This is a genomic window from Campylobacter sp. 2018MI10, from assembly GCF_018501175.1.
Lineage (GTDB): Bacteria > Campylobacterota > Campylobacteria > Campylobacterales > Campylobacteraceae > Campylobacter_E.
In genome coordinates, this window is record NZ_JAHCZD010000022.1 from 1 (window position 1) to 24971 (window position 24971).

The 24971-nt window shown below is 28.8% G+C and carries 28 protein-coding genes and 1 other RNA gene; 16 read left to right on the plus strand and 13 right to left on the minus strand.

Annotated elements, in window-relative coordinates:
- From KJR01_RS08610 to KJR01_RS08635, 6 genes are all read right to left on the minus strand, one after another.
- Positions 1 to 817, minus strand: an 817-nt coding sequence (locus tag KJR01_RS08610) for a phage tail-collar fiber domain-containing protein (protein WP_214118636.1), incomplete at its 3' end; no start/stop codon positions are given.
- The gene (locus tag KJR01_RS08615) at positions 814 to 1266 is read right to left on the minus strand and encodes a hypothetical protein (protein ID WP_214118638.1); all 453 of its coding nucleotides are present in this window, start codon (positions 1264 to 1266) and stop codon (positions 814 to 816) included. The genes KJR01_RS08615 and KJR01_RS08610, both read right to left, overlap by 4 nt.
- Positions 1257 to 2294: a baseplate J/gp47 family protein gene (locus KJR01_RS08620; protein ID WP_214118640.1), complete on the minus strand. Its 1038-nt coding sequence runs from the start codon at positions 2292 to 2294 to the stop codon at positions 1257 to 1259. The genes KJR01_RS08615 and KJR01_RS08620 overlap by 10 nt, the downstream gene beginning before the upstream one ends.
- A complete protein-coding gene (locus KJR01_RS08625; RefSeq protein ID WP_214118641.1) occupies positions 2284 to 2553 on the minus strand; it encodes a hypothetical protein in 270 nt (89 codons plus the stop codon). The genes KJR01_RS08620 and KJR01_RS08625 overlap by 11 nt, the downstream gene beginning before the upstream one ends.
- A gap of 112 nt (positions 2554 to 2665) precedes the next feature.
- Positions 2666 to 2986 carry a hypothetical protein gene (locus KJR01_RS08630; RefSeq protein WP_214118643.1) on the minus strand — a complete coding sequence of 107 codons (321 nt, stop codon included), beginning with the start codon at positions 2984 to 2986 and terminating at the stop codon, positions 2666 to 2668.
- A gap of 44 nt (positions 2987 to 3030) precedes the next feature.
- A complete protein-coding gene (locus KJR01_RS08635; RefSeq protein WP_214118645.1) occupies positions 3031 to 3804 on the minus strand; it encodes a S24 family peptidase in 774 nt (257 codons plus the stop codon).
- A gap of 156 nt (positions 3805 to 3960) precedes the next feature.
- Here KJR01_RS08635 and KJR01_RS08640 point away from each other — a divergent pair, with 156 nt between their 5' ends.
- The 13 genes from KJR01_RS08640 (at position 3961) to KJR01_RS08700 (ending at position 10149) form a co-directional block, all read left to right on the plus strand.
- Positions 3961 to 4125, plus strand: coding sequence for a hypothetical protein (locus KJR01_RS08640; RefSeq protein ID WP_214118647.1), 165 nt, complete (start codon positions 3961 to 3963; stop codon positions 4123 to 4125).
- Positions 4126 to 4142: 17 nt separating this feature from the next.
- Complete coding sequence (locus tag KJR01_RS08645) at positions 4143 to 4346, plus strand: hypothetical protein (protein ID WP_214118649.1); 204 nt, start codon at positions 4143 to 4145, stop codon at positions 4344 to 4346.
- A complete protein-coding gene (locus KJR01_RS08650; RefSeq protein ID WP_214118651.1) occupies positions 4339 to 4893 on the plus strand; it encodes an ERF family protein in 555 nt (184 codons plus the stop codon). The genes KJR01_RS08645 and KJR01_RS08650 overlap by 8 nt, the downstream gene beginning before the upstream one ends.
- Position 4894: 1 nt before the next feature.
- Positions 4895 to 5740: a lambda-exonuclease family protein gene (locus KJR01_RS08655; RefSeq protein ID WP_214118652.1), complete on the plus strand. Its 846-nt coding sequence runs from the start codon at positions 4895 to 4897 to the stop codon at positions 5738 to 5740.
- Positions 5737 to 6252 carry a single-stranded DNA-binding protein gene (locus tag KJR01_RS08660; RefSeq protein ID WP_214118654.1) on the plus strand — a complete coding sequence of 172 codons (516 nt, stop codon included), beginning with the start codon at positions 5737 to 5739 and terminating at the stop codon, positions 6250 to 6252. The genes KJR01_RS08655 and KJR01_RS08660 overlap by 4 nt, the downstream gene beginning before the upstream one ends.
- Entirely contained in the window at positions 6236 to 6418 is a 183-nt protein-coding gene (locus KJR01_RS08665; RefSeq protein ID WP_214118655.1) for a hypothetical protein, read from the plus strand. Before KJR01_RS08660 ends, KJR01_RS08665 begins: the two co-directional genes overlap by 17 nt.
- A complete protein-coding gene (locus KJR01_RS08670) occupies positions 6415 to 6804 on the plus strand; it encodes a hypothetical protein (protein ID WP_214118657.1) in 390 nt (129 codons plus the stop codon). The genes KJR01_RS08665 and KJR01_RS08670 overlap by 4 nt, the downstream gene beginning before the upstream one ends.
- The gene (locus KJR01_RS08675) at positions 6801 to 7187 is read left to right on the plus strand and encodes a DUF3310 domain-containing protein (protein ID WP_214118659.1); all 387 of its coding nucleotides are present in this window, start codon (positions 6801 to 6803) and stop codon (positions 7185 to 7187) included. Before KJR01_RS08670 ends, KJR01_RS08675 begins: the two co-directional genes overlap by 4 nt.
- 1 nt (position 7188) lies before the next feature.
- Positions 7189 to 7359, plus strand: coding sequence for a helix-turn-helix domain-containing protein (locus KJR01_RS08680; protein ID WP_214118661.1), 171 nt, complete (start codon positions 7189 to 7191; stop codon positions 7357 to 7359).
- Between the two features lie 95 nt (positions 7360 to 7454).
- Positions 7455 to 7943: a helix-turn-helix domain-containing protein gene (locus KJR01_RS10465; RefSeq protein ID WP_214118663.1), complete on the plus strand. Its 489-nt coding sequence runs from the start codon at positions 7455 to 7457 to the stop codon at positions 7941 to 7943.
- Positions 7944 to 8135: 192 nt separating this feature from the next.
- Complete coding sequence (locus tag KJR01_RS08690) at positions 8136 to 8324, plus strand: DUF6722 family protein (protein WP_214118665.1); 189 nt, start codon at positions 8136 to 8138, stop codon at positions 8322 to 8324.
- Between the two features lie 185 nt (positions 8325 to 8509).
- Positions 8510 to 8872, plus strand: a complete 363-nt coding sequence (locus KJR01_RS10290) for a hypothetical protein (RefSeq protein WP_250325180.1) — start codon at positions 8510 to 8512, stop codon at positions 8870 to 8872.
- A gap of 401 nt (positions 8873 to 9273) precedes the next feature.
- A complete protein-coding gene (locus KJR01_RS08700; protein WP_214118667.1) occupies positions 9274 to 10149 on the plus strand; it encodes a Rha family transcriptional regulator in 876 nt (291 codons plus the stop codon).
- A gap of 280 nt (positions 10150 to 10429) precedes the next feature.
- On the opposite strand, the gene KJR01_RS08705 is transcribed toward KJR01_RS08700, so the two are convergent.
- From KJR01_RS08705 to rho, 5 genes are all read right to left on the minus strand, one after another.
- On the minus strand, positions 10430 to 10819 hold the full coding sequence (locus KJR01_RS08705; protein ID WP_214118669.1) for a type II toxin-antitoxin system PemK/MazF family toxin: 390 nt from the start codon (positions 10817 to 10819) through the stop codon (positions 10430 to 10432).
- On the minus strand, positions 10816 to 11943 hold the full coding sequence (locus KJR01_RS08710) for a tyrosine-type recombinase/integrase (RefSeq protein ID WP_214118671.1): 1128 nt from the start codon (positions 11941 to 11943) through the stop codon (positions 10816 to 10818). The genes KJR01_RS08705 and KJR01_RS08710 overlap by 4 nt, the downstream gene beginning before the upstream one ends.
- Positions 11944 to 12174: 231 nt before the next feature.
- Positions 12175 to 12526, minus strand: a transfer-messenger RNA (tmRNA) gene (ssrA, locus tag KJR01_RS08715).
- 383 nt (positions 12527 to 12909) lie between these two features.
- Positions 12910 to 14652, minus strand: coding sequence for a DNA polymerase III subunit gamma/tau (gene dnaX, locus KJR01_RS08720; protein ID WP_214118673.1), 1743 nt, complete (start codon positions 14650 to 14652; stop codon positions 12910 to 12912).
- A 1-nt stretch (position 14653) separates the two neighbouring features.
- Positions 14654 to 15973: a transcription termination factor Rho gene (gene rho, locus KJR01_RS08725; RefSeq protein WP_214118675.1), complete on the minus strand. Its 1320-nt coding sequence runs from the start codon at positions 15971 to 15973 to the stop codon at positions 14654 to 14656.
- 87 nt (positions 15974 to 16060) lie between these two features.
- Between rho and KJR01_RS08730 the strand changes: the two genes are divergently transcribed.
- Complete coding sequence (locus KJR01_RS08730; protein WP_214118677.1) at positions 16061 to 18400, plus strand: heavy metal translocating P-type ATPase; 2340 nt, start codon at positions 16061 to 16063, stop codon at positions 18398 to 18400.
- Positions 18401 to 18413: 13 nt separating this feature from the next.
- Here KJR01_RS08730 and KJR01_RS08735 read toward each other — a convergent pair whose 3' ends face one another.
- Positions 18414 to 20417: an ATP-dependent helicase gene (locus tag KJR01_RS08735; RefSeq protein ID WP_214118679.1), complete on the minus strand. Its 2004-nt coding sequence runs from the start codon at positions 20415 to 20417 to the stop codon at positions 18414 to 18416.
- A gap of 104 nt (positions 20418 to 20521) precedes the next feature.
- Between KJR01_RS08735 and KJR01_RS08740 the strand changes: the two genes are divergently transcribed.
- Complete coding sequence (locus tag KJR01_RS08740) at positions 20522 to 23131, plus strand: valine--tRNA ligase (protein ID WP_214118688.1); 2610 nt, start codon at positions 20522 to 20524, stop codon at positions 23129 to 23131.
- Positions 23132 to 23134: 3 nt separating this feature from the next.
- Positions 23135 to 23962, plus strand: a complete 828-nt coding sequence (gene purU, locus KJR01_RS08745) for a formyltetrahydrofolate deformylase (protein ID WP_214118690.1) — start codon at positions 23135 to 23137, stop codon at positions 23960 to 23962.
- A 137-nt stretch (positions 23963 to 24099) separates the two neighbouring features.
- On the opposite strand, the gene KJR01_RS08750 is transcribed toward purU, so the two are convergent.
- A complete protein-coding gene (locus tag KJR01_RS08750) occupies positions 24100 to 24750 on the minus strand; it encodes a hypothetical protein (protein WP_214118693.1) in 651 nt (216 codons plus the stop codon).
- Positions 24751 to 24971 lie beyond the last annotated feature (221 nt).

Consider the following 24971-nt stretch of genomic DNA (forward strand, 5'->3'; position numbering starts at 1 on the left):
AAGCTCTTGAGCTTTCAAGATTTGTAAGTCTAGTGTTTTGAGCGTTTTGCTCTGTTGTATATGTATTTGTATTTACTTTAGCGTTTAATAGATTGTTGCTTTCAGTTTTAGTGTAATAATTATTTAATTGCGTTTTATCAGCTTTAGCATTATTTAAAGCATTATACTTATCTGTATCTTTTTTATCAATCTCAGCTTTTGTATAAGTTTCTGTTTTAGTATAGTAATTATTCAAAGCTGCTTTATCAGCTTTAGTATTTTCAAGAGTTTTTATTTTCTCATCTTGCAAGTTTTGAGAAGCTGTAAAATCACTTATATTGACTTTATCTAATCCTAGTTTAGCTATTAACTCATCTTGTGCTTTTTGAGAAGCGTTAAAATGTGCTAAAGTTGGATAGACTATCGTTTCATCTATTTTTATACTTAATTCACTTGCGTGTTTAAGCTCCATTGCTAACTTATAATGAAACAATGAAGCGTTTGTATTGTTTACTGCACTTTGTACAAATGTTCTGTTTATTTTAGTAAAACATAAAAGCTCCCCATTTTTTGCAATAAAGCCCACGCAATTTATGAAAAAATCTTGTGCTGTATCGTTTTTTAATACCGCTTCAAGGATTATTTTTGAGTTATCAAATTCATCTATTCTTACGCTTGTTGGAAGATTTTCATATTTGATATTTGTTAAAGACGCTGTGTTTTCATCTAGTGTATCTAAATTATAATCAGCATAAACAACCTTTGATATAAATAAATCAAGCTTATTTATAATTGCGTGTGTTATTAGCTTTTTACCTGCATTCGTAATTATTGTCATAGTTCTTTAAACTCCTTTATTTGCATAACTGCCTTTATCTTAAGTGGTGTTTCGTGTATTGTGATAAGTTCTATGTTTTCACATACGCTTCTTACGTTTTTATATTTATTTATGTATTCGCTAAGCTTTAGTATGTTTTCGCTAGTTGTGTTTTCGCTAATCTCAACCACTGCTTTAAAAGTGTAAGGCTTATCTAAATTAACAACTTTACAATCAGCAAAAACCCCACGAAGCATAGTTTTAAAATAGCTCGCAGTCCCTTCGCTTTGATTTAGTAAAAGCGGCGTTTTTAGCTCTTGATGATGTCCCCATTGCGATGATAAAACTTTTGTATTTTTTACATTTGGCTTATAAAAATGCTCGGTATTTATAGAATATGCATTATCAAGCACTTCTAAAATAGAGTTTTTGTAATTTTCTAAAGATTTTGAATAAATACTTAAATCCATTTTTCAATCCTTAATGAATTTAGCTTTAAAATGCTATTTTTATCTATCGTTTGAAGTGGAGTTGTGATACTTATATCACTTATATTCTCATCATTGCATAAACTTATGATTTTACTCACGCTTACATTTTCACTAATATCAAGCTTTTTATAAAAATCTTTTATGATATAATCAATCTTTGCTAAGTTCTCGGCAAATAAAAAATCATCTTTTACTTTGATTTTTATTAGCAAATCTTGTGCTATTTCTTGGCATTTAATTAAATTGACTTTATCTGTTAATGGCACTTTGTTTTCAAGGGCCTTTAAGATTTGTGGCTCTATATTTTCAGCTTGAGTGTAATAACAAATGAAGACCTGTCCTGGCTTTGTGTTATCATCATATACTTTAGCTTTTAATACAGCTTTAGTTGATAAGACATAAAATAAATAGCTTTCAGCACTTCCTGCCGTGCTAAATCTATGAAGTGCTAGTTTAAAGCGTTCTTTTAGCTCTTCATCGCTCTCACGATAGCTATCGTTTTGCCATTCTGTTATTTGCTCTATTTTTTCAATGTAGATATTTTGAGTTTCAAGCATTGATATTTTCATATCTAAAAACTCGTTATTTTCTATCTCACATAGCTCTATAATCTCATCTTTTACATATACATCATTTAGCAAATACGCATAATGACCTTTGCCATCGCTAAGCTTTGCGTTCTTAGGTATAAATGTAGGGCTATTTGCTGTGATTTTGATTTTACTTGTTGCATTGTTTGCGTGTTTTCTAGTTAGTCCTACAAGTGCTACAAGCTCATCTAAAAATGTATCGCGTGAATAAGCTAAATAATTTTGCATAGCTATATTTGTGATATATTCGTGCTTTGTCTTAAACCACTCCAAAAAGCAATCAGTTAAAATCATAATATCATCATTTATTAATGGCTTATAATCGCTTTGATTTGCTTTGTTTTTGTAGTTTTCTATGATTTCGTTACGAGCTTTATCTATATCAAATGGAGCGAAAAATATATCATTATAATTCATAAACGACACGCTCCTTGCTCTCAATTACTTCGTAATCAATAAGCACATTTGTTCCGTTTAGGGCTAATTTTTTGATGGCAATTCTAGGCTCAAGTAATTTTATTTGCTCTGCTAAAATCTTTAAATATGCGTGAGTATTAGCGTGTGTTAGCTTCTTATCAATCAAGCTATCACAGCCCAAAAACGGGCGTAATGCATGGCTAAACTTACGCTTTTTTATAATTCTAGTTAAATTATCATCTATGCTTATCTTATACATAGATGAAGTTTAAAAAATAAAAGGTTGTTATTTGTATTACAAATAAAAAGAATGTTATATCAAGATAGCATTTGTTCTACAATATAACCAACTAAACAAATAGCTAAATAAATCAATAAATATTTTTTCCATTTGCTTTTCTTTTTTGCTTTGATGTCTGATGATTGATTTTGTTTTCGGATAGCTTTAGTATAAAATCATAATCATTTTGCAATCTTTCGCTAAGTTTGTTAAAATGGGAGCTACTAAGCTGTAAGATAGAAAAGGCAAAATCACTATCATCTAACAAGCTTTCATCTACATATTTTACTAGCTTTGTATTTTGTGTGAGTGCGTAATAGCAAATATTTTTATCTTTATATAATTCTTTATCAAGTATTTTAAAAATATTTATATCTTCTTTTAATTTTGCTAAAACATCATCTTTATTCATAAGCCATCCTTTTTTTATTAAAAGGATAGCTAAAATACTTTAAACTAGCATAATTTTTTAAAATCGTAATTATAAATACCAACGACCATTCCTAAGACACTAAAATTACGGTCTGGTAAAACTTCTTTATCTTTATAATCTTCTTTGTTATCGCTGCGTAAAAATAGTTTATCATCTATCTCAACTACTCTTTTTACATAGTATTTATCTTCATAAAACAAAACATAAATGGCACCATATACAGGAATATTACTTAGCCTTTTAACGACTAACGAACTTCCTTCGTTTATTGTAGGCTTCATACTATCTCCTATCATGGGAAACAGTGCTAATTCATTAAGCTCTTTTACTTTTCTTATTTCCAAATGAGCCATAATCTCATCTTTTAAAAAAGGTATATCAACTTTGTCAGTTTCAAATACTTCTATCCCAGTTCCAGCTGAAACAGTTAAATCTTTATAAAAAGGGATATAAATAATCTTAGAGCTTTCCAAATCTAATTCTTGTGCCTCATTTAATATACTATCTAATACTTCTCTCTCGCTATCATTTAACATTGTCCTGTCTTTAAAAAATGTACTAACATCTACATTATTCTCTTTAGCAATTATAAAAAGCATTTCTCTTTTTGGTGCCATATTTTTATCTTCGTTTACCCAACACTTAATACTAGGTTCTTTTGCTCCTTTAATACCCAAACTAAGAAAATGCCTAGACCACCAAGCATAACCATTTCTGCCTAGATATGTTCTTAACACATCAATATCTAATATTTTTTTGATTATTTTACTTTCTTCTTTTACTTGTTGTGTATTCATAGCTAGTCCTTAATTTATAAATATCTTTTTTAGTATAGTGAAATAAATAAAAAAAATCAATAGTTTAAAAATAATATACTAAAAAATATATTTTAAGATATTATTAAGATATTTTTAACTATACTTTTAAGTATATTATTAAAAAAGGAGATTTATATGAATTGTTTAGAAATCAAAACTTTAACTTATGATTATGCAATTTCAGGACATAGAAAAGATTATTCGGCTTTAGTATATTATGTAGATAATCGTAACATAATAAGAGATAGAAGATTTAAGTTTGCAGTTGATAGATTAAAAAATACTAAAAAAGATATTTAATGAAAGGTATTTAAAAAATGCGTGATTTTTATTTAACAGACATAGCAAGATTTAATCTTACTAACTTTTGTAGTGGCTTTAGGGATAAAAGCCGTGATGATTGTAGATTTTATCGCAATAAAGAAGGGGTTGAGTTTTCTAGTTCAACTCACCACGTTGTTGATAATTCAATTATTAGAACTAGAAAATACAGAATTGATTGTGGAGATTTAGATGAGTGAGATTATAAAAGTATTAAGCACTATTCAGCAAAAGATAAAAGCGAAAAAAGATGCCAAAAATAAGTTTGCAAAATACGAATATAGAACAATAGAAAGCATTTTAGAAAATTATAAAAAGGCAAGCGAAGGATTAGAAACGACGCTTACATTTAGCGAAAAAATCTTATGCGATTTTGATGGCAAGATTATCTTAGAAGCTACAGCTATTCTACAAAAAGCAAATGAGAGTATTAGTTCTAATGCTATCGTGGAGATTGACTATAACCACAAAGGTATGAGTAAGGAGCAGATTTGGGGAACAGCTTCAACTTATGCTAAAAAAAGAGCCGTTTCATCTTTATTATGTCTTGATGATAGCGAAGATGATCCTGATAGTTTAGATAATGACGAAAACCCAAATTCAAATTCTTTAGTTGATGAAATCAAAAACCTAGCAAAAATAAACAATGTAGCAATAGAACAAATACTAAAGTGTGAAAAACTTAAAAGTTTAGAAAATGCAAAACCTGAGCAATTACACAAAATATTAGACAATTTAAGGAGTTAATATGAAAATAATTAATTTAGAGCAAAATACACAAGAATGGTTAGACTATCGCAAAGATAAGTTTAGTGCGAGTATTACACCTGTGCTTTTTGGTGTGGGTTATCACAAAGCCTATCAAGAAGCATATTATAGATATGGTGGTGGAAAGCGTCCTGACATCTCTTGGATACCTGCAGTTGAGCTTGGCGTAGAATATGAGCCAAAAGTTAGAGATTTTATAAATGTTAGTTTGAAGCGTAATTTTAAGCCTATCGTGTGCGAAGACGAACAAGACGGACGCTTTATTGCGAGTTTAGATGGATATGATAACGGCGAGATATTAGAAATTAAGGTAAGCGAACTAGGGCTAATCGCTTATAGAAACTCAAACGAAGTGCCATTAAGATATATGTATCAAATACAGCATCAAATGATGGTAAGCAAAGCTAAAAAAGCACTTTTAGCTATCGCTTATCCAAAATACGATGGCACACTTGATATTGAACTTATAAACATAGAGCCTGATTTAGAAATGCAAGATGAGATTAGAAGCAAATGGCTAGAGTTTGAAAGCACTTATAGATACAAAAATATTGATTATCAAGCACTAATAAAAACAGATGAATTATGCGAAGTGCAAAAGCAATTAAAAGCATTAGGGGAGCGTGAAAAAGAGCTTAAAAGCTACTTTTATCAGTTTGATGATAGCACGATTTACGAAACACCTACAGCAAAGCTAACTTATAGCATAAGCACGAGAGAAACAATTGATTATAAAGCGATAGTTGAGCGTAACGGATATGAGATTTTAGAAAGTGATAAAAAGACTAGCGAAACAAGAACAATAAGAATTAAGGAGATAGCGTGAATAAGACAATCATTATAGGAAGACTAACAAAAGATATAGAACTAAAAACTTTAAGTAGCACAGGCACAGCGATAGTAAATAACACTATCGCAACAAGTCGTATTAGAAATAATCAAAACGGCGAGAGAATAGAAGAAACCTTGTTTTTAGACATAGTAGCATTTAATCGCACGGCTGAAGTAATGAACCAATACTTACATAAAGGCTCAAAACTAGCAGTTGAAGGATATTTACAACAGCAAACATGGGTAGACAATCAAACAGGGCAGAATAGAAGTAAAATTGTATTGATTATAGAAAATATGGAGATGCTAGATAATAAGCAAGATAATCAAAATAACAATCAAGGTGGTTACCAAAACAATTATCAACAGCCAAGACAAAATAATTATCAAAACAATAATTATCAGCAACAACCAAGACAAAATCAAGCTAATAATTATCAACAGCCACAGCAGAATTACCAAAACAACAATTACCAACAAGGTGGAGCTGATGAATTGCCTTGGTAATGTAAGAAATATAATTATCTTTTGCTTAGAAATAAGCATTAGAGAGCTTTTTATAAAGCGTTTTGGTTTAGCAAGATATAACGAAAACTTAGGCACTAGCTACACAGCTAGCAGCCTAAACAAACTAAGAGATAAAGAATTAAAGATTTTAAGGAGTTTAAGATGAGAGAAATAGTAAAACTAATTAATAAAAAAGATTTAGAAGAAATAATAGAATTAGAATTAAAAATTAATAACTTTTATAAGTATAGTAATTTATTCAGTGTTGCTTTATTAGTTGACGGTTGCGTTTTCTTGCATATAAAAAATGAAGAAATAAGAAAAAAACTAGGAACTAATTATATAAATAACTTTATTTTTTATATTGATTTGAACTATGCAACAATTGACACAAATTTTACAAGCTATAACGAAGTTATTAACATTCAAAAAACCATCGAGCTAGAAAAGCATTGTACTTCAAAAGATATAGCAAAACATATAGAGCAAATCATTGATGAATATAACAAAGAGCAAGATTATATTACTTTTGTTTGGGGAGATGAAGAATGAAACTACATCCATTACTAAATCCAAAAAGCCCCCACTACGGAAGTGGTAAGGACGCAACCATTTATAAAATGTATGATAAGTATAAGCAAAAAGATTTATTGGCTTGGTGCAGAATTAATGCTGCAAAATATAAAGCAAGAAAAGGCAAAAAGCAAGGCGAAAGCGAACAGGACAATCAAGAAAAATACGAGAGCTTTTATTACACAGCTTTGCTTATTGATTGTGCGAAGTTACTGAATAATCAATTAGCTTATCGTATTTTAGCTGGGAAAGTGACAGAAGAATCGCTTAAAACGAAGCTAGAGTATTTACAAAATAAAGATTTTCATTCAGTAGATGATAGATGTATGCTTGAAATTTTAGAGTATATGGCAAGGGGTTAAAATGAAAAAAACATACACATTAAAAGAAGTGGCAAAAATTACAAGCCAAAGTTATATAACAGTTTATAGACATTTACAGCAAGGTATTTTAAATGCTAAATCAACAGCTTTTAAAGCGACTTGGAAAGTTAGCGAAGAAAATTTACAAGACTACTTAAACAAGATAGCCTAGTAAGTATGGCTATAAAACATATTAAAGAATTAAGTAATAAATTAACTTAATTCTTACTTGAATATTTTAGTATTTAGGAATAAGTAGGAGATTTTATGGAAAAAGATTTTTATGGTTATGATAGTTTAACAAATGAAAGAATTTTTACTTATGGTTCATTAAAAAGAAAAATAAAAAACAATATAGAAGTAAAGCGTGGAAACGAAAAACTATTAATAGAAGATATAAAAGCACAAATTGAAGCCATTACAGGCAAAGAGCCATTTATTCATGAAGGTGGTAATCATATAGTGTTTGCAGAAAGTGCAGAAAAATCAATCGGTGGTGAATACTATTGTATAAAGTGGCATTATGCAAACAACAAAGAAGAAAATATAGTAAAACAAACTTGTAAAGAATTAGGAATTACACAAAAAGAGCTAAGTGAAATACTAGATGTTCCACAATCAACAATATCAGGCTGGGCTACGACGAATATTCCAAAGATGGCAGAGCTATCACTTAATCTCTTAATAGAAAACAAACAGTTAAAGGGAAAATTAGATGTATTTAAAAAAGCTTTTGAAGTCGCTAGCAAATTATAAGGTGTAGACAAAATGTCTATACCTTTAAAATACTAAAATTAGTATTTTAAAGAAATAAAATCCTAATATTAAAATAAATTACTTGACTTTATTCTCAAATTAGAATATAATTTAATCATAATTACTAGTATTAGTAATTTATGTTCTTTTAGAGATGATTGTTAATTAATTTTATTTGCTATAATTTTTACTATGAAAGATTTATTAAAAGAATTAGGCAAACTTTCATTTGATTTTGCAAAAGTGATTTTTGCATTAGCGATAATCACACCTGTTTTAAAAGATGAAAGTTTTAATTATTGGAGCATTATAGCTGTTATCGTATGTGTTGCATTTGGTTCAGCTTGTATTTACAAAGGAGGTAAAGATGGAAACGCTTGATATAATTTATAAAACAATTACTTTCGTTGGAATAATATTAACGATTTTGGTATGGTTTTTCGTACCAAATCCAAAAAAGGGAAAAGATAGTTAAATAAAATTAAACAATCATCTCTTAAAAATATTAAATTAGGAGATGATTATGTTACAAAAAATACAATACAAAAACGCAAAAGGATTAAGAAATGATAAAATGCCCTCAATGTGGTAGTGAAAATATAAAAAAAGAAAGAATAGATATAGAAGAAGCTGGAGATAGAGAAATAGATACTGGCGATAGAGTATGTAAAGAATGTGGATATACATCTTTTAAGACAAGTTTTGAATACAATATAGTAAAACAAACTTGTAAAGAATTAAATTTAACATACAAGCAGTTGGGAGAACTAATAGGTGTTAGCGAAGGAAGAGTAAAACAGCTTGCAATAGGCGAAGTTGGAGAGCAAGTGCAAAAATCTTGCGAAATGTTACTTAAAATAAATGAGCTTGAAAAAAAATTAAGCGAACAAAACCAACTAAAAACACTGCTTAAAAATTTTATTTCTTAACCACCTAAATTTTAAGGTGGTTAAATCCTTAAAAGTATAAAAATATAACTAAAAATAAAAAAATATTTCGTTTTTATTACCTTTTACTTGACATTAGTTATAATTTATGTTATAATATTGTCATAAAAGTTATAAAACATAACTTTTATAATAAAACAAAAGGAGCAAAAATGACTAAAGTTCTCCAGATTTTAGTTTTAGTTTTGCAAATGCTTTACTGGATAGCAAAACTCCTAGGGTGGCTTTAAAGCCACTCCCCAACAAGGGGACTAAAATACTTTAGGCATTAAGCTCCTTGGTAATTTTACCAAGAAAGGATTAAAAATGGTATTAGATTTAGTTATGGTTTTAGTTTTTGTTGCCACTTGCGTGTGGATTTATAAAAGTAGAAAGGATAAAATATGACAGATTTAGTTGTTATAAACGGACAGAATGTAGAGTTTGAAGTAGTAAATGGTGGAACATTTACCACTTCTTTGAGTGTGGCTCAAGTGTTCGAGAAAAACCACAAAAACATTATACGCAAAATTAATGAATTCCCAAAGGATAATTTCACTCAGCTCAATTTTGAGCCGAGTGAATACACCGACAGCACGGGAAGAAAATTAAAAGCTTACAAAATAACCCGTGATGGCTTTGTTATGCTTGTAATGGGCTTTACTGGAGAAAAAGCTTATCGCTTTAAGATTGATTATATTAATGCGTTTAATAAAATGGAGCATTTGTTAAAAAATAAAGAGCTTGAAAATAGTAATAAGCTAATCTCAAACCTAGAACGCAGAAATAAGCGAGTTGCTTTAGGTTATAAATCACAATTAGCACAACAAAAAGAAAAGTATGAATTAAAGCTCAAGGTTTTAGAGTGCGAACTAGAACATAAAAGCAAGATTGATTATGATAAACCAAGCAAAGAGGTAAAGAAAGCATTGGCAGAGCGTGGGTGGTTGCTTATGAATAAGGATAATTTTAATGTTTTAGGAGAAAATATAGCCACTAGGATTTGCACTGGGCTTAGGGATATTCTAGGCACTAATTATCCGCCTTGCTTGAAGCAATTAATTGATGTTAGTTTTATGGAAACAAGGAATTATTTTAATAAAAGAATTAGCACTAATCAAGGATTGCCATTTACAGCAGAAAGTTATAAAATAAAAAGAGCCGATAGTTCTTATACGCCAATCTATGGCAAGTGGGTAATTGAAGATGGAAAGCAGATTGCAGGTTGGGAACTTGAGTTAAGGTGGAAAGGGGATAAAAAATTAAGTTATGGGGGCTAATGGCTCCCTAATACGGAAATAAATTCTATTCTTATTTACTATGGCTTTGCAAATTAACTAAACAAATACTATAATTAAAATGTTTCAGCCTTGTTGGCTTAGTCGCCCTACCTTTTAGGTAGTCGGTATCCCCCGCCTTTTAGGTGTGGGGTTAATTTAATGGTTTGTTAATAATTTTTAGTTAAAATAATGACAATTGCTTTTAATAGCAAGTTTTGTCCCCTTATCGCAAGATAACGGCTCGGATGCCTAGCCTTAGAGCTAGGGGAATTTAAAAAGGCTAAATTAAATTAGCCTTTATCTTATCTCTAATATTTTCAAAATCACTTTTACTTATATTAATATTTGCTATATTTTCTACTCTTTTTGTATCGAATAATTTTATTTGAGATAACAAAGCCGTTCTAATATCATTATTTTTAGTATAAAAGCTATAAAAATATGGAAAGTTATTGTCTTTCGCCTTAGTACTTAATGGCACTCCTATAAAAGAGTTTTTATAAATTAATTTTAACACAAGCACAGGTCTTACATAGTTTTCACCCTTGCCGTAAACTTCAGAACCAATATTTAAACCTAATCGTACCCAGTATACTTTACCTACTTTAACAGCTTTTTCAGTACTTTTGCTAGTATTCTTTTTTACTTCGTTCCATTCATCGTAATTCATAGAAAATCCTTAATAAACTTCTCTAAATAATCGCCCCACCATTGCATAAGTTCTCTTTTCACTTCTAGCTTATGGCTTCTATCATATACGCCTTTTACTCCGCCTACCGTGTGAGCTAGGCAAAGCTCTATAATCTCGCTTGAATAATTATTATCGTTAGCTATCGTGCTAAACATTGCACGAAATCCGTGAGGTGTGAATTCATCATTAGTTACTCCATTTTTGCGTAAAAATGAACGCATAGTATTATCGCTTATTCCCTGATTAGGCTTTTTTTCACTATAAAATACATAATCACTGTTTTTCATAGTCTTCATAATTTCTAGCGCTCTTTTTGCTTGGGTGCTAAGTGGTAGATAAAACGGCTTTTTGCGTTTCATTTGTTCTGCAGGTATTTCTAAAATATCATCGTTTATATATTCCCATTTGAGTAATCTCACATTGCCAGGTCTTAATGCCGTAAGTGCATTAAAAATTAATGCGTATTTTGTAATAGGTCTTGCTTTTTGAATTAGTGTGAATAGATATTCTAAATCATCGCCTTTAGTTATTGTAGGATAATTTTCTACTGGCTTATAGCGAACTATCATATCAAGCTTTATAGGAAATAATATGTGATTGTCAGTATAATCAAGCATGCAAGCGTAAGAATATATGCGTTTTAATAGATTTAAAAGCTTTTTAGCAGTTGAGCTTCTATCTTTAAGTATTCCAAAGCGTTTTATAATATCGGCTTTGCTAACTTCTTTTATGTCTTTGTCGCTCAATTCTTTATCAAGTATAAATCTATCTAATAGTGAATAATATGTGTGTAATTGCTTATCGCTAATTTGGTTTTCTTGAGTTTGCATATAATCATAACATACTTGTTTGAAAGGTATTTTATTTTTATCATTAATAATTTTTTCTTGTGTGCTATCAATTTGCATTATTGCATTTCTTATTCTAAAACTTGAGCTAAACTCGCCTAGTGTCTTTTTAACTCTTTTTTTATTAATGAATGTAATTAAAACAAAAGATTTTTTACCTTTAGGTGTTATACAAATATATAAATTATAAACGACCTTTTTCATATAAACTTTATCATTTGGCTTTAATTTTATGATTTCACTATCAGTTAGCATAATAAGCTCCTTTTTTTATTGTTTTAGTCCCTAATAGTTCAATTTAAGTCCTTAAAAATGATTAAGGACTTAAATTAAGGACTAAAAATTTGATAAATAATGATAAAAAAAGATAAACAATGATAAATAAAGATAAAAGAAACATACAAAATAAACAAGCTTAAAGCGTGATATTATAGACATTTAAAGATAATTTGATAAATAATGATAAAAGATGATAAAAAATAAGAATGGTGGAGCTGTGGAGATTTGAACTCCAGTCCAAAACTAGCTCAAAACCAGCGTCTACATGCTTAGTAGGCTGCTTAAATTCATTTTTACCAAGTGCAGCTTACGACTTTAGCAAAAACTAAGGCTTTTATTTTATTTAAAGTCTAGCCAAAACTTTAAACTAGCTTGAATGATGACCCGCTAATGCTATTACAAGCTTTAAGCATCGCAGGGCTCAACTGAACTTACGCAGCGTAAGCGTAAGCAGGAGCTAATTCTTTTTTGTTTGCGTTTAATTTTAATTTAGCGTTTAACGTAGCAACACGGCATGCAGCTAATCCCTTACTAATCCTGTCGAAACCTAGTCAGCCCCAAGAAAAGTAAAGTCGTGATTATATCAAATTAACATTATTTTTCAAGGTCTATTTTCACTTAAAGGTCCTAAAGCATTTGTAATTAAATCTAATTTTTTCTTAATTTCTAATTGTTCTTTACTTAATTTTAAATGCTCTATTTCTAAATTTATATTTTTTTCTTCAATGTTTTCAGGCTCTATTACAAATTTAGATAATTCTAATTCGCCTAAATGCCTAGATATATTAAAATCTTGCTCTTTATTAAACTCATTAGCCTTATTTTCTAAATCAATACTACTTTGAAAATCTGGTTCTATTACAAATTTAGATAATTCTAATTCACCTAAATGCCTAGATATATTAAAATCTTGCTCTTTATTAAACTCATTAGGTTTAGTTTCTAATGAAGTTTTTTTTTATCTAGCTCTGCATTGATTATTTTTGCATTTTTAGTTTTAAAAAACGCACTACATTTAGCTAAAACATTTTTAATATTATCTCTTAAAATAGCCTTTTCTTTCTCATTATAAGGCGGCATTACATGTAATTCTAAAGTATCATTTTCTATTTTAATTTTTACTAATGATTCAAATAAAATATTTTGAAGTTCAGGTTCGTATTGCTCTAAAATATCATCTGGTATTTCATAAATATTATCCTCATCTTCAAAAGCCATATTAGAATCTAAAAAATCATCGCTTTGATACTCGGGATATTTAATCTCTTCTTCATAAGTATTATAATTATTTTGAAATTCTTGTTTCAAATTCTTACTTGAATTATTTTCAAAATTAGTATTATTTATTTTAGGATAATTACTTTCTTCTTTTATTACTTCATTTTTTACATTTTGTTTCGTTAAATCGCTAATTAAAACTAATTTTGCATCATTAAAGATACTAGCAAATACATTCTTTACAACACTTGTGTAATATTGTTTAAAATACTGCTTATCTTCTTCATTTTTAGGGTTGATTTTAATACAAAACTCACTACCATCAAAACTTACAAAAGAAGCACATTCTTTAAATATTTCTCCTAATTTATAATCTCTTTTAGCAATCATAGTTACAAAATTTAAGTAATCTTGCTCGTTTTTATTTATATTTTCTACTTTTAAATCTTCATCTATGCTTTTTAATTTTGTAGCGTCTTTTAACATAAATGCTAAAATGTATAAAATAAATTCATCATCATCGCTAATCTTTGTCATATTTTTAGCCTTTGCTAAAATATGAAAAAATCTATCGTATAAAATTAAAGAAAAATTTGTATTTTTATTAGCAAAACTATCTTTTAAAAAAGAACTCATCTCATCAATTACCACACTTGCTTCATAAGATTTAGCAAGTTCTAAAAACCTAAAAATACCATTATCATTTGAGCTTAAAACATCAGCAAAAAATTGCTTTATAATATTTGGCTCTATTAAGCCTAGCATTAAAGCTATGCTTTCTTTATTAAGTTTTCTTTGAGAATAAATTATGCCTTGCTCTAATAAAGTAAGACTATCTCTTAAAGACCCGCCACCACTTCTAGCAATAAGAGTTAAAGCTTCTTTTTCATAAGGAATTTGCTCATTTGCTAATATAAATTCCATTCTACTCACAATATCTTGTAAAGGAATTTTTTTAAATCTAAAATGTAAAACCCTACTTAAAATAGTAGCTGGCAATTTATGCACATCAGTTGTTGCTAAAATAAATTTAACATGACTAGGTGGTTCTTCAAGTGTTTTTAAAAGCGCATTGAAGGCTTCACGAGTAAGCATATGCACTTCATCAATTATAAAAATCTTAAATCTTGAATGAAGTGGTGCGTATTTTGTATTTTCTATTAAATCTTGAATACTATCAATACCACGATTACTAGCCGCATCAAGCTCATAAATATCTATTCCATCATTACTAACGCAACTAGCACACATTCCGCAAGGTTTTGAGCTAATCCCACGCTCACAATTTAGTGCTTTTGCTAATATCCTAGCAGAGCTAGTTTTTCCACTCCCGCGAAGACCAGAAAAAAGATAAGCATTAGCTATGTTTTTACTATCTAGTGCATATTTTAAACTCTTACTAACAGCACTTTGCCCTACTAAATCATCGTAATTTTTTGGACGATATTTAAGTGATAAATTTTGCATATTATTCATTTAATCCTGACAATAATTCTTCATTATTTTGAGTTTTTAGCATTTTTGCATATAAAAATTTAAGCGCTTCTACATCTTCCATAGAATTCATAGCTGAACGAATTGCCCAAATCTTAGGTAAGTTAATTGGCCCTTGTAATAATTCTTCTTTTCTCGTTCCACTCTTTGTAATATTTATAGCTGGATATATTCTTCTATCTGAAATATTTCTATCAAGAACAATTTCGCTATTTCCTGTTCCTTTAAATTCTTCAAAAATCACATCATCCATTCTTGAACCCGTATCAATTAAAGCAGTTGCAACTATTGTTAAGCTTCCACCATGCTCAATATTTCTAGCAGCTCCAAAAAATCTTTTTGGCTTATGAAGTGCATTTGCATCAACACCACCACTTAAAACCTTACCACTACTAGGAGTTGCAGTATTATAAGCACGAGCAAGTCTTGTGATACTATCAAGTAAGATTATTACATCTTTACCCATTTCTACTAAACGCTTAGCTTTTTCAATCACAAGTTCAGCCACACGCACATGATTTAATGCAGGTTGATCAAATGTAGAGCTAAAAACTTCACCTTTTACACATCTTTGCATATCAGTTACTTCTTCAGGTCGCTCATCAATTAAAAGCACTATTAGTTGGCTTTCAGGATGATTTTTAGCAATTGCAGTTGCTAATTCTTTCATTAATTCAGTTTTTCCTGTTCTAGGTGGTGCTACTATTAATCCACGCTGACCTTTTCCAATAGGTGTGAATAAATCAAGCACCCTACCCGTTAGCTTTAAAGGGTCGTATTCAAGTTGTAATTTTTCTGTTGGAAAAATTGGAGTTAAGTTATCAAATAAAGCTCTTTTTTTAGCTTCTGCTAAAGGCAAATAATTAATCGCTTCAATTTTCAAAAGTGCATAATATTTTTCTTGTTCTCTTGGCTCTCTTACTTGACCTGTTACGATATCACCCACTCTTAAAGCAAATTTTTTAATCTGTGAATTACTAACATAAGCATCGTTTGCACTATCGCTTAAATTCGCATCCATAGCTCTTAAAAAGCCGTAACCTTCTTGGTTAATCTCTAAAATACCTGTAAAGAGTATAAAACCACCTTTTTTTGTTTGAGCTTTTAATATTTCAAACATTAGCTCTTGTCTTCTAAATTCCATCGGATTTTCAACACCAGCTTCGTTTGCGATTTCTATTAGTTTTTCAAGAGTTAGTAGTTTTAATTCTTCTATTTTATATCCATCTACTGGAATATGCTTTTTTTGATTTTTTTTATCTTGCTTTTGTTCTGTTTGTATATCTTTATCCATTGATTTCCTTATTTGTAAAAAACGAAGTATTAAAAATTATTTTATAAATTAAAAATAAAATTGTCAATAAAATTAAAGGAAATTATCTTGAAGTGCTCTCATTGTAAAATAGATTTTGATAAAAATAGTATGATTTTTCAAGGCAATAACGCATTTTGCTGTAATGGTTGTAAAAATGTTTTTAATCTCATAAATGAAAATAATTTAGAAGATTTTTACAAAAATGCTTCAAATTTATCTAAAATTAATGAGCAAATTTCTTATGATGAGAACTCTTTTTTCATAGAAAAAGAAAATAATTATGAAAAAATTTTAATTTTAATAGATAATTTACATTGCGCAGCTTGTGTATGGCTTATTGAAAAAATGCTACTTAAAAATGAAGGCGTATTAGAAATTAATATAAATTATCAAACAAAAAGAGCAAGTATAGAATATAATCCTAATAAAACTAAAGCAAAAGATATATTAAATATAATAATATCTCTAGGCTATATCCCACTAGCTTACAATCCAAATACAACAATGAAAGCTAAAAGAACTCATATTGAGTTTTATTCAAAACTAATTGTAGCAATTGCTTGTGTTATGAATATTATGTGGCTTAGTATCGCAAGATATGCTGGGTATTTTTCTAGTATGGAACAAAGCGTTCAAGATATTATTAATTTTGCAGAATTTGTTTTATGCACTCCTGTGCTTTTTTATAGTGCTTCATCTATGTTTAAGAGCGCAATTTCTGCTTTAAAAAATAAGATTTTAAATATGGATTGTTTAGTTACTTTTGGGGCTAGTTTAGTTTATATTTATAGTATTTATGCTATGTTTGCAAGACTTTCTTATGTATATTTTGATAGCGTAGCTATGATAATTTGCTTTGTTTTTATAGGTAGATTTTTAGAACAATTATCATATAAACAAGCTTTAGAAAATATTGATTTTTTAAGTGATTTATTAAACGCTAGTGTAAATATTGTTAAAAATGACAAAATAGAAAAAATAAGCGTTACTAAAATAAAAAAAGATGATGTAATTAGAGTATTTTTAGGGGATAAAATCTTAATAGATGGCACTTGTAAAAGCTTACAAGCTAGATTAAATCTAAGTGCTATTACAGGCGAGAGTGAATTAGTTGATATTAAGCAAGGAGATTTTATAAAAAGTGCTAGCGTGGTTGAATGTGCTAGTTTTGATTACATAGCAAATTGCACTTTTCAAGATAGCTATATTAATAAACTTGCAAAATTACTAAATAAAACTAAAAAATCAAACCTAGAAAAACTAACTGATAAAATTGGTGTTTATTTTTGTTATGCGATTTTTAGCATTGCGTTTTTGTGCTTTTTATATAATATGAGCGATATTCAAGAAGCAATTATTAGAAGCGTTAGTTTATTAATTATTGCTTGTCCTTGCGCTCTTGCACTTAGTGCTCCTGTTGGAAATCTTTTGTGCTTACACGAAGCTTTAAAGCTTAAAGTATTATTTAAAAACTCAAATTATATTGAAAATCTTAGTAAAATTGACATAGCTGTATTTGACAAAACTGGGGTTTTAACAAAATCAAAATTAGAATTGTTAAGCCAAATAAATCTAAATGATTATGAAAAAAGCATTTTAAAAGCAATTTTAGATAAAAACAATCACTTCATAGCAAGTTCGCTAAATGAATATATAAAAGATACTAAGCCTAGTTTAAAAGACTTTAAGCTCACGCAATTAAGCGGCTTAGGAGTGGTTGCAGAATTTGAAAATGATAAATACTATCTAGGCTCTGCAAAATTATTAAATAATCATAATATTAATGCAAATTCTAAAAACGAAACTGAAATGTTTTTTGCTAAAAATGATGAGATTTTAGAGCATTTTGTATTTTCTAATCAATTAAATGATGATGCTTTAGAACTAATAAATTATTTTAAAAAGCAAAATATAAAAGTAATAATGCTATCAGGAGATAAGCAAAAGCCTTGCGAAAAAATAGCAAAAGAACTACAAATTGATGATTTATATAGTGAATGCTTGCCCGAAGATAAGCTTAAAATAATTCAAAATCTTAGTAAAAATAATAAAGTCTTAATGGTAGGTGATGGCATAAATGACGCACTAGCTTTAAAATTAGCATTAGTATCAATTAGCTTTAAAAACGCTACTAATTTAGCCCTTAATTCAAGTGATATAATTATGCTTGATAATAAATTAATAGGCATTAAAAACTCTCATTTATTAGCAAAAAGAACTTATAGACTAATAAAAACAAACCTAGCATTAAGCTTTTTATACAATATAATTAGCATTCCACTAGCTTTTATGGGGCTTATAAATCCATTAATTGCTAGCATTTTTATGTCGCTTAGCTCAATTTGTGTGATACTTAATTCTATAAGAATTAAAAATTATGCTAAAAAAATAAAGAATTTAAAATAAGATTTAAATTCTTTTAATTTTTCTTACCTTCATCAATAAAAATTGAGCGTATTGCGTCTATTTTATCATCTTCTTTTTGCCTTTTAGCCCAGCTCATAATAAGCTCATCTTTTGCTCTTGTAAGTGCTACATAAAATAATCTTCGCTCTTCATCAATGCCCCCAGCACTTTTGCTAAGCTTTAGATTTGGAAATCTACCTTGTGCTAAGTCAATCAAATAAACAATTTCAAATTCCAAACCTTTACTAGCATGAACGGTTAAAAGCTGAACTCCTTTAGTATTTTCATAATCAATATTTAAAATAGTTTTTTCATAAAATTCTTTAAAAGTATTGTAGTTTTTCGCATCGTCTAAAATATATTTACAATTATTTTTAATATTTTCTAGCTTTTGCTCTTTTATCTCATTGACTATTTTTGCACCTTTAAAAGAACGCTTAGCTGCAAGATTATTGATAATCAAGCTAAAAATCTTAGATGAATAAGCATTATTTAATAAAACGCTAGGATTATCAATATTTTCATTTTCTTTTAAAAATTTATAAAGTTCTTCAAGAAAGGTTACATTATCAAATTTTAATTCTTTTAACAATAAAACAGGATTATTTTTAAACTCGGTTGCTAAAAAGCTAAACTCACTTTGCTTAGCTTGATTTTGAGTGCTTGCAAACAGACCAAAAGCCTCATCGCTTTTAGCTAAAAAATCATAATTATCTTTTTTAATAGGTCTTAAAATACCTTCTAATAAAGAGCCATTTCCTAATTCTAAAAATGCTTTATAAATAATATTTACCTTAGCATTTCCAACACCTTTACTCTCTAATAAAATCCCTAAAAAACTTAAAATATCACTATTTTTATTAGTTAAATTAGCTAGATTTATAAGAGTATTTATTTCTTTTAATTCATAAAAACTACTGCCACCTTTTCTAGCTATTTTAATACCCTTTTGCTTTAGGCTTCTTTCCATTAAATCACCACTTGAATTATTGCGATAAATCACCGCAATATCAGCTCTATTATTTGCTTCAAGTTTGCTTAAAATATCATTAGCAATGAATTCATATTGTTCGTTGGCTAGATTAAAACTATGTAATTTAATAGGTTTTGTAGCTTCTTTTCTAGTTACGATTAGCTCTTTTGGATATAGCCTTTCGTTTTTTGTAATAACCCTATTTGCAAATTCTAAAATATTGCTAACACTTCTATAGTTTTTATTAAGTGAATAAATTCTAGCATTTTTATATCTATCTTTAAAACTTCCAATTATTTCTATATTTGCCCCATTAAATGCATAAATGCTTTGGTCATAATCTCCTACGCAAAAAAGAGATTTTTTAGGGATTGCGTCTAAAATCGCACTTTGAAGATTATTTGTATCTTGATATTCATCTACTAAAACTTCATAAAAAGGCTCATTTTTATAATCATTTGTGAAAAAATCCTTAGCATTTAGTAATAAATCATCAAAATCATAATAATTATGAGCTTTTTTTTGTTCTTCGTATTCGCTTAAAACTTTGCAATAAAAATTAATATTATCGCCTTGCTCTTCATAATTAGCCTTTAAATATCCACGAAAATCATCAACTAAATTAGTATTATTAAACCTTGAATAAATATCGGCTAAATATGAATAATCAAACAAATCATCTTTATTAGGAGAATATTTTTCGTAAATACTTTTTAGTAAGGCTCTTAATTCACTATTTCGCTTAAGCTGAATATTTTTATGCTTTTTAAGATATTCAAGACTAATTGCGTGAAATGTCCCACTTACAATGCCTTTTATCTTGCTTGAACCGAGTTTTTTTTCAAGTCTTGCTATCATTTCACGAGCGGCTTTGTTTGTAAATGTAAGTAGCATAATGCTATTTGCTTTAGCACCATCATTTAATAATTTTTCTATCCTTGCAACTATTGTGCTTGTCTTTCCTGTTCCTGCACTTGCTATTATTAAATTACTACCTAAACTAGTATTAACCGCCGCAAATTGTTCATCATTTAATCTATTCAAAACATCTCCACAAATTAAATTAAAAGCCAAAAAGTCTAGCAAAATAACCTAAAAATAAGCAAAAATTAATAAAATGGCAAAAAACACTAATTTAAGGATTATTTATGAGCGATTTTTACAATCCAAAAGAAATTGAAAAAGATTATTATGAATTTTGCAAACAAAAAGGCTATTTTGAAATAGATGGAAATAAAAACATTCAAGAAAATGGTAAAAACTTTGCAATTATGATGCCACCGCCAAATGTTACAGGTGTTTTACATATAGGACACGCACTTACATTTACCTTGCAAGACATTATTACAAGATATAAAAGAATGGATGGCTATAAAGTGCTTTATCAACCAGGGCTTGACCATGCAGGTATCGCTACTCAAAATGTAGTTGAAAAGCAACTTTTAGCAAAAGGGATTAAAAAAGAAGAATTAGGGCGTGAAAAATTCATAGAAAAAGTATGGGAATGGAAAGAGCAAAGCGGTGGAGCTATAGTTAAGCAAATGCAAGCACTAGGCATTACTCCTGCCTTTTCAAGACTTCGTTTTACTATGGATGAAGGGCTTCAAAATGCTGTTAAAAAAGCTTTTGTGGACCTTTATAATAAAGGCTTGATTGAGCAAAATAACAGAATGATAAACTGGTGCACAAAAGATGGAGCATTAAGTGATATTGAGGTTGAATATGAAGAAAATAAAGGCAAACTTTATCATATAAGATATTTTTTAAATGATAAGGATTATTTAGTAGTTGCAACTACTAGACCTGAGACTTATTTTGGCGATACTGCCGTAATGATAAATCCAGAAGATGAAAGATATAAGCACTTAGTTGGTAAAGAAGTTACGCTGCCTATTATAAATCGTAAAATAAAAATCATAGCTGATAGCCATGTTGATATGAACTTTGGAACAGGAATTGTAAAAGTAACACCAGCTCACGATAATAATGACTATGAAGTAGGACTTAGACATAATTTAGAGTTTTTAACTATTTTTGATGAAAATGGAATTTTAAACGAGCATTGTGCTGAGTTTAAAGGACTTGAAAGACTTGAGGCTAGAAAAATAGTAGTTGATAAACTAAACGAATTAGGCTTTATTGAAAAAATTGAAGATTATGTAAATCAAGTTGGACATTGTTATCGTTGTAAAAATATCGTTGAGCCGTATATTTCTAAACAATGGTTTGTAAAAACCGACATTGCAACAAAAGTTATAGAAAAAGTAAATAATGGTGATGCTAAGTTTTATCCAGCTCATTGGATAAATAGCTTTAATGCTTGGATGCGTGAGCTTCGCCCTTGGTGTATCAGCAGACAACTTTGGTGGGGACATCAAATTCCTGTTTATTATTGTGATGAGTGCGAACATATTCATGTAAGTGAGAGAAAGGTAGAAAAATGTGAAAAATGTGGCTGTGAGAGTATCACTCAAGATAAAGATGTGCTTGATACTTGGTTTAGCTCGGGACTTTGGGCATTTTCAACTCTAGGTTATAACAATGGCGATTTTGGTAAAGGCACTTTATGGAATGAAAGCGATATAAAAGACTTTTATCCAAATTCGCTTTTGATTACAGGCTTTGATATATTATTTTTCTGGGTATGCAGAATGTTATTTCAAAGTGAAAATGAGCTAGGCGAAATCCCATTTAAAGACATTTATCTTCACGCACTTGTAAAAGATGAAAACGGACAAAAAATGAGTAAGAGTAAAGGCAATGTAATTGACCCACTTGATAGCATTGATAAATATAGTGCTGACATTTTACGCTTTACTTTAGCACTTTTAGCCGTTCAAGGAAGAGATATTAGAATGAGTGAAGATAGAATGATTTTAGTTCGTAACTTCACAAATAAGCTTTATAATGCGGTAAATTTCTTACTACTTAAAGGTAAGGATTATAAGATACTAGGTAGCTATAAAACAACACTAGGTATTTATATAAACGCAGAATTTCAAAAATGCGTAAATGAAACTCGCAAAAACTTAGATGAATATAGATTTAATGATGCTGCTATGAATATTTATAAGTTTTTATGGGATGAGTTTTGTGATTATGGAATTGAGTTTAGCAAGGCTGATGAGAGTAGTATAGATGAGCTTGCGAGCGTATTTTTAAATGCTATGAAATTGCTTAGTCCATTTATGCCATTTATTAGTGATTATTTATATCATAAATTAGGCAGCACAAGTATTTTTGAAAACGGCTCAATTATGGTAGAAAAGTATCCTAAAATAAATGAGATTTCAACCACTGAAGAGCAAATTATCAAAAACTACGAGCTTTGTAAAGAAGCGATTAATAGCCTAAGAAGTATCAAAAAAACAGCAAATATTACTGATAAAAACGCTCCGGCACAAATTATAAGCGAACATAAATTTGATGAATATTATCTAAAACTAATAGCAAAATTAGCTAAAGTAGGAGAATTAAGCCAAGATGAAAATCCTAAAGAAAGCTTTAGCGTAAATGTTAGCACGAACCTAAAAACCGCTATTTTTGTAGATAGCAAAGCACTTGATGAAATGAAAGCTAAATTAGAAAATAGATATAAAAAAGTTCTAGCAGAATACGAAAAGCTAAACAAAATGCTAAGTAATGAAAAATTCGTAGCTAACGCACCAGCACAAGTTGTAGAACAAAACAAAATTGCTATGCAAAAAGCTGAAAATGAATTAAATGAAATAAAAGCTGAATTAAATAACATAGGATAAATTATGAATGAATATATCTTAAAAATCACTTGCCCTGATAAAAAAGGGCTTGTGGCTATTATCTCAAATGAGATTTATAAGGCGGGATTTAATATAGAAAGCAATAATGAATTTGTAAATAGCGATACAAATTCTTTTTATTTTCTAGCGATTTTAAGCTCAAGTGAGAGTGTAAAAGATGATTTTATAAATAATTTAAAACAGATTTTAACAGACGCACAAATCACATTTAGCCCAAAAAGAAAGAAAAACATAATAATCCTAGCATCAAAAGAACTTCATTGTTTAGGAGATTTGCTACTTGCAAACTATGAAGATGAATTAAATGCGAATATCTTAAAAGTTATGGCAAATCACGATTTAAGCGATTTTGTGAAAAGATTTGATATAGATTTTAGCCTAATTGATACTAGCAAAGATAAAGAACTTTACGAGCAAGATATAATTCAAGAGATTAAAAAATACAATGTTGATTATATAGTATTAGCAAAATATATGCGGATTTTAAGCCCAAATTTTGTAAATACTTTTAAAGATAAAATCATCAATATTCATCATTCTTTTTTACCTGCATTTATCGGTGCAAATCCATATCTACAAGCTTATGAGCGTGGGGTTAAAATCATAGGAGCAAGTGCGCATTTTGTAACGGATAATTTAGATGAAGGACCTATCATTTTTCAAGACATAGTTAGAGTAAATCACACTTATAATTCAAAAGATTTAAGAAAAGCAGGTAAAAAAATAGAAACTCTAGTGCTAAGAAATGCCCTTGAAAAAGTGTTTGATGATAAAGTATTTATTGCAGGTAATAAAACAATTATATTTTAAAAAAAATTGAAAATACAATTAGGGTTTAAGTTTTTAAGCCTTAATTTTATTAAACTCCTTAGCTTATTAAACAAATATAATAATTTGTGATTAGTTTTAAAATTATGCTAATTTTTACGATTTTAAATTCTTTTAATCTAAACTTTTTTATCATATAAATTCTCGCCATTTTTATAGGCTAAAAATATAGCCAATAAATCTCTTTCATCTTTGATATTTTGAATATCAAGTTTGCTTAAAATATCTTCCATACTTTCACGAATATTATCACTTTTCACTTCTATGGGTTTAAACTCATCTTTTTTAAGTTCTTCGCTAATTTCATTTATATTATCTTTTAGATTTTCTTGCTTAAGCTCGTTTATACGCTTTAAATATTTTTGCTTAAATTCATCTACACTAATATCACTTGCAAAAAGTTCTTTAATCTCATAATCATAATTAGCAGTATAATCGTTGTTTAAGGCATTTTCTTTTAAAAATGCCTTAATATTCTTTGCCTCATCATCGTTTTGAAAAAGCTTAGAAATAAACATTTCAGGATGAAGCCTAGCATAGCCAAAATCACGCATATAAACATAAAATATAGAAATATCACTAATATTTGTTGATACATTGTTGCTACTTGCATTATTGCTTTCTTGGATATTATCTTGACCTTTAAATAAAGCAATATTGGTTAATTCTTTTAAATACTTGCTTTCTTCTTGGGGTGTTTTTGCTTTTTGATAATCTTTATAAGCATCATTCCAATTTCTTAGATTTAAATCATTAAAATTAATTTTCATTTTTTACTCTTTTGATAAAAATTAAGATTTTTAAATTCTTTTATTTTAAACCCTTTTATCATATAAATTCTCGCCATTTTTATAGGCTAAAAATATAGCTAATAAATCTCTTTCATCTTTGATATTTTGAATATCCATTTTACTAAGTATTTCTTCCATACTTTCACGAGTACTTGTGCCTTTTACTTCTATGGCTTCGTAAGGTTTTTCTTTAGTTTGTT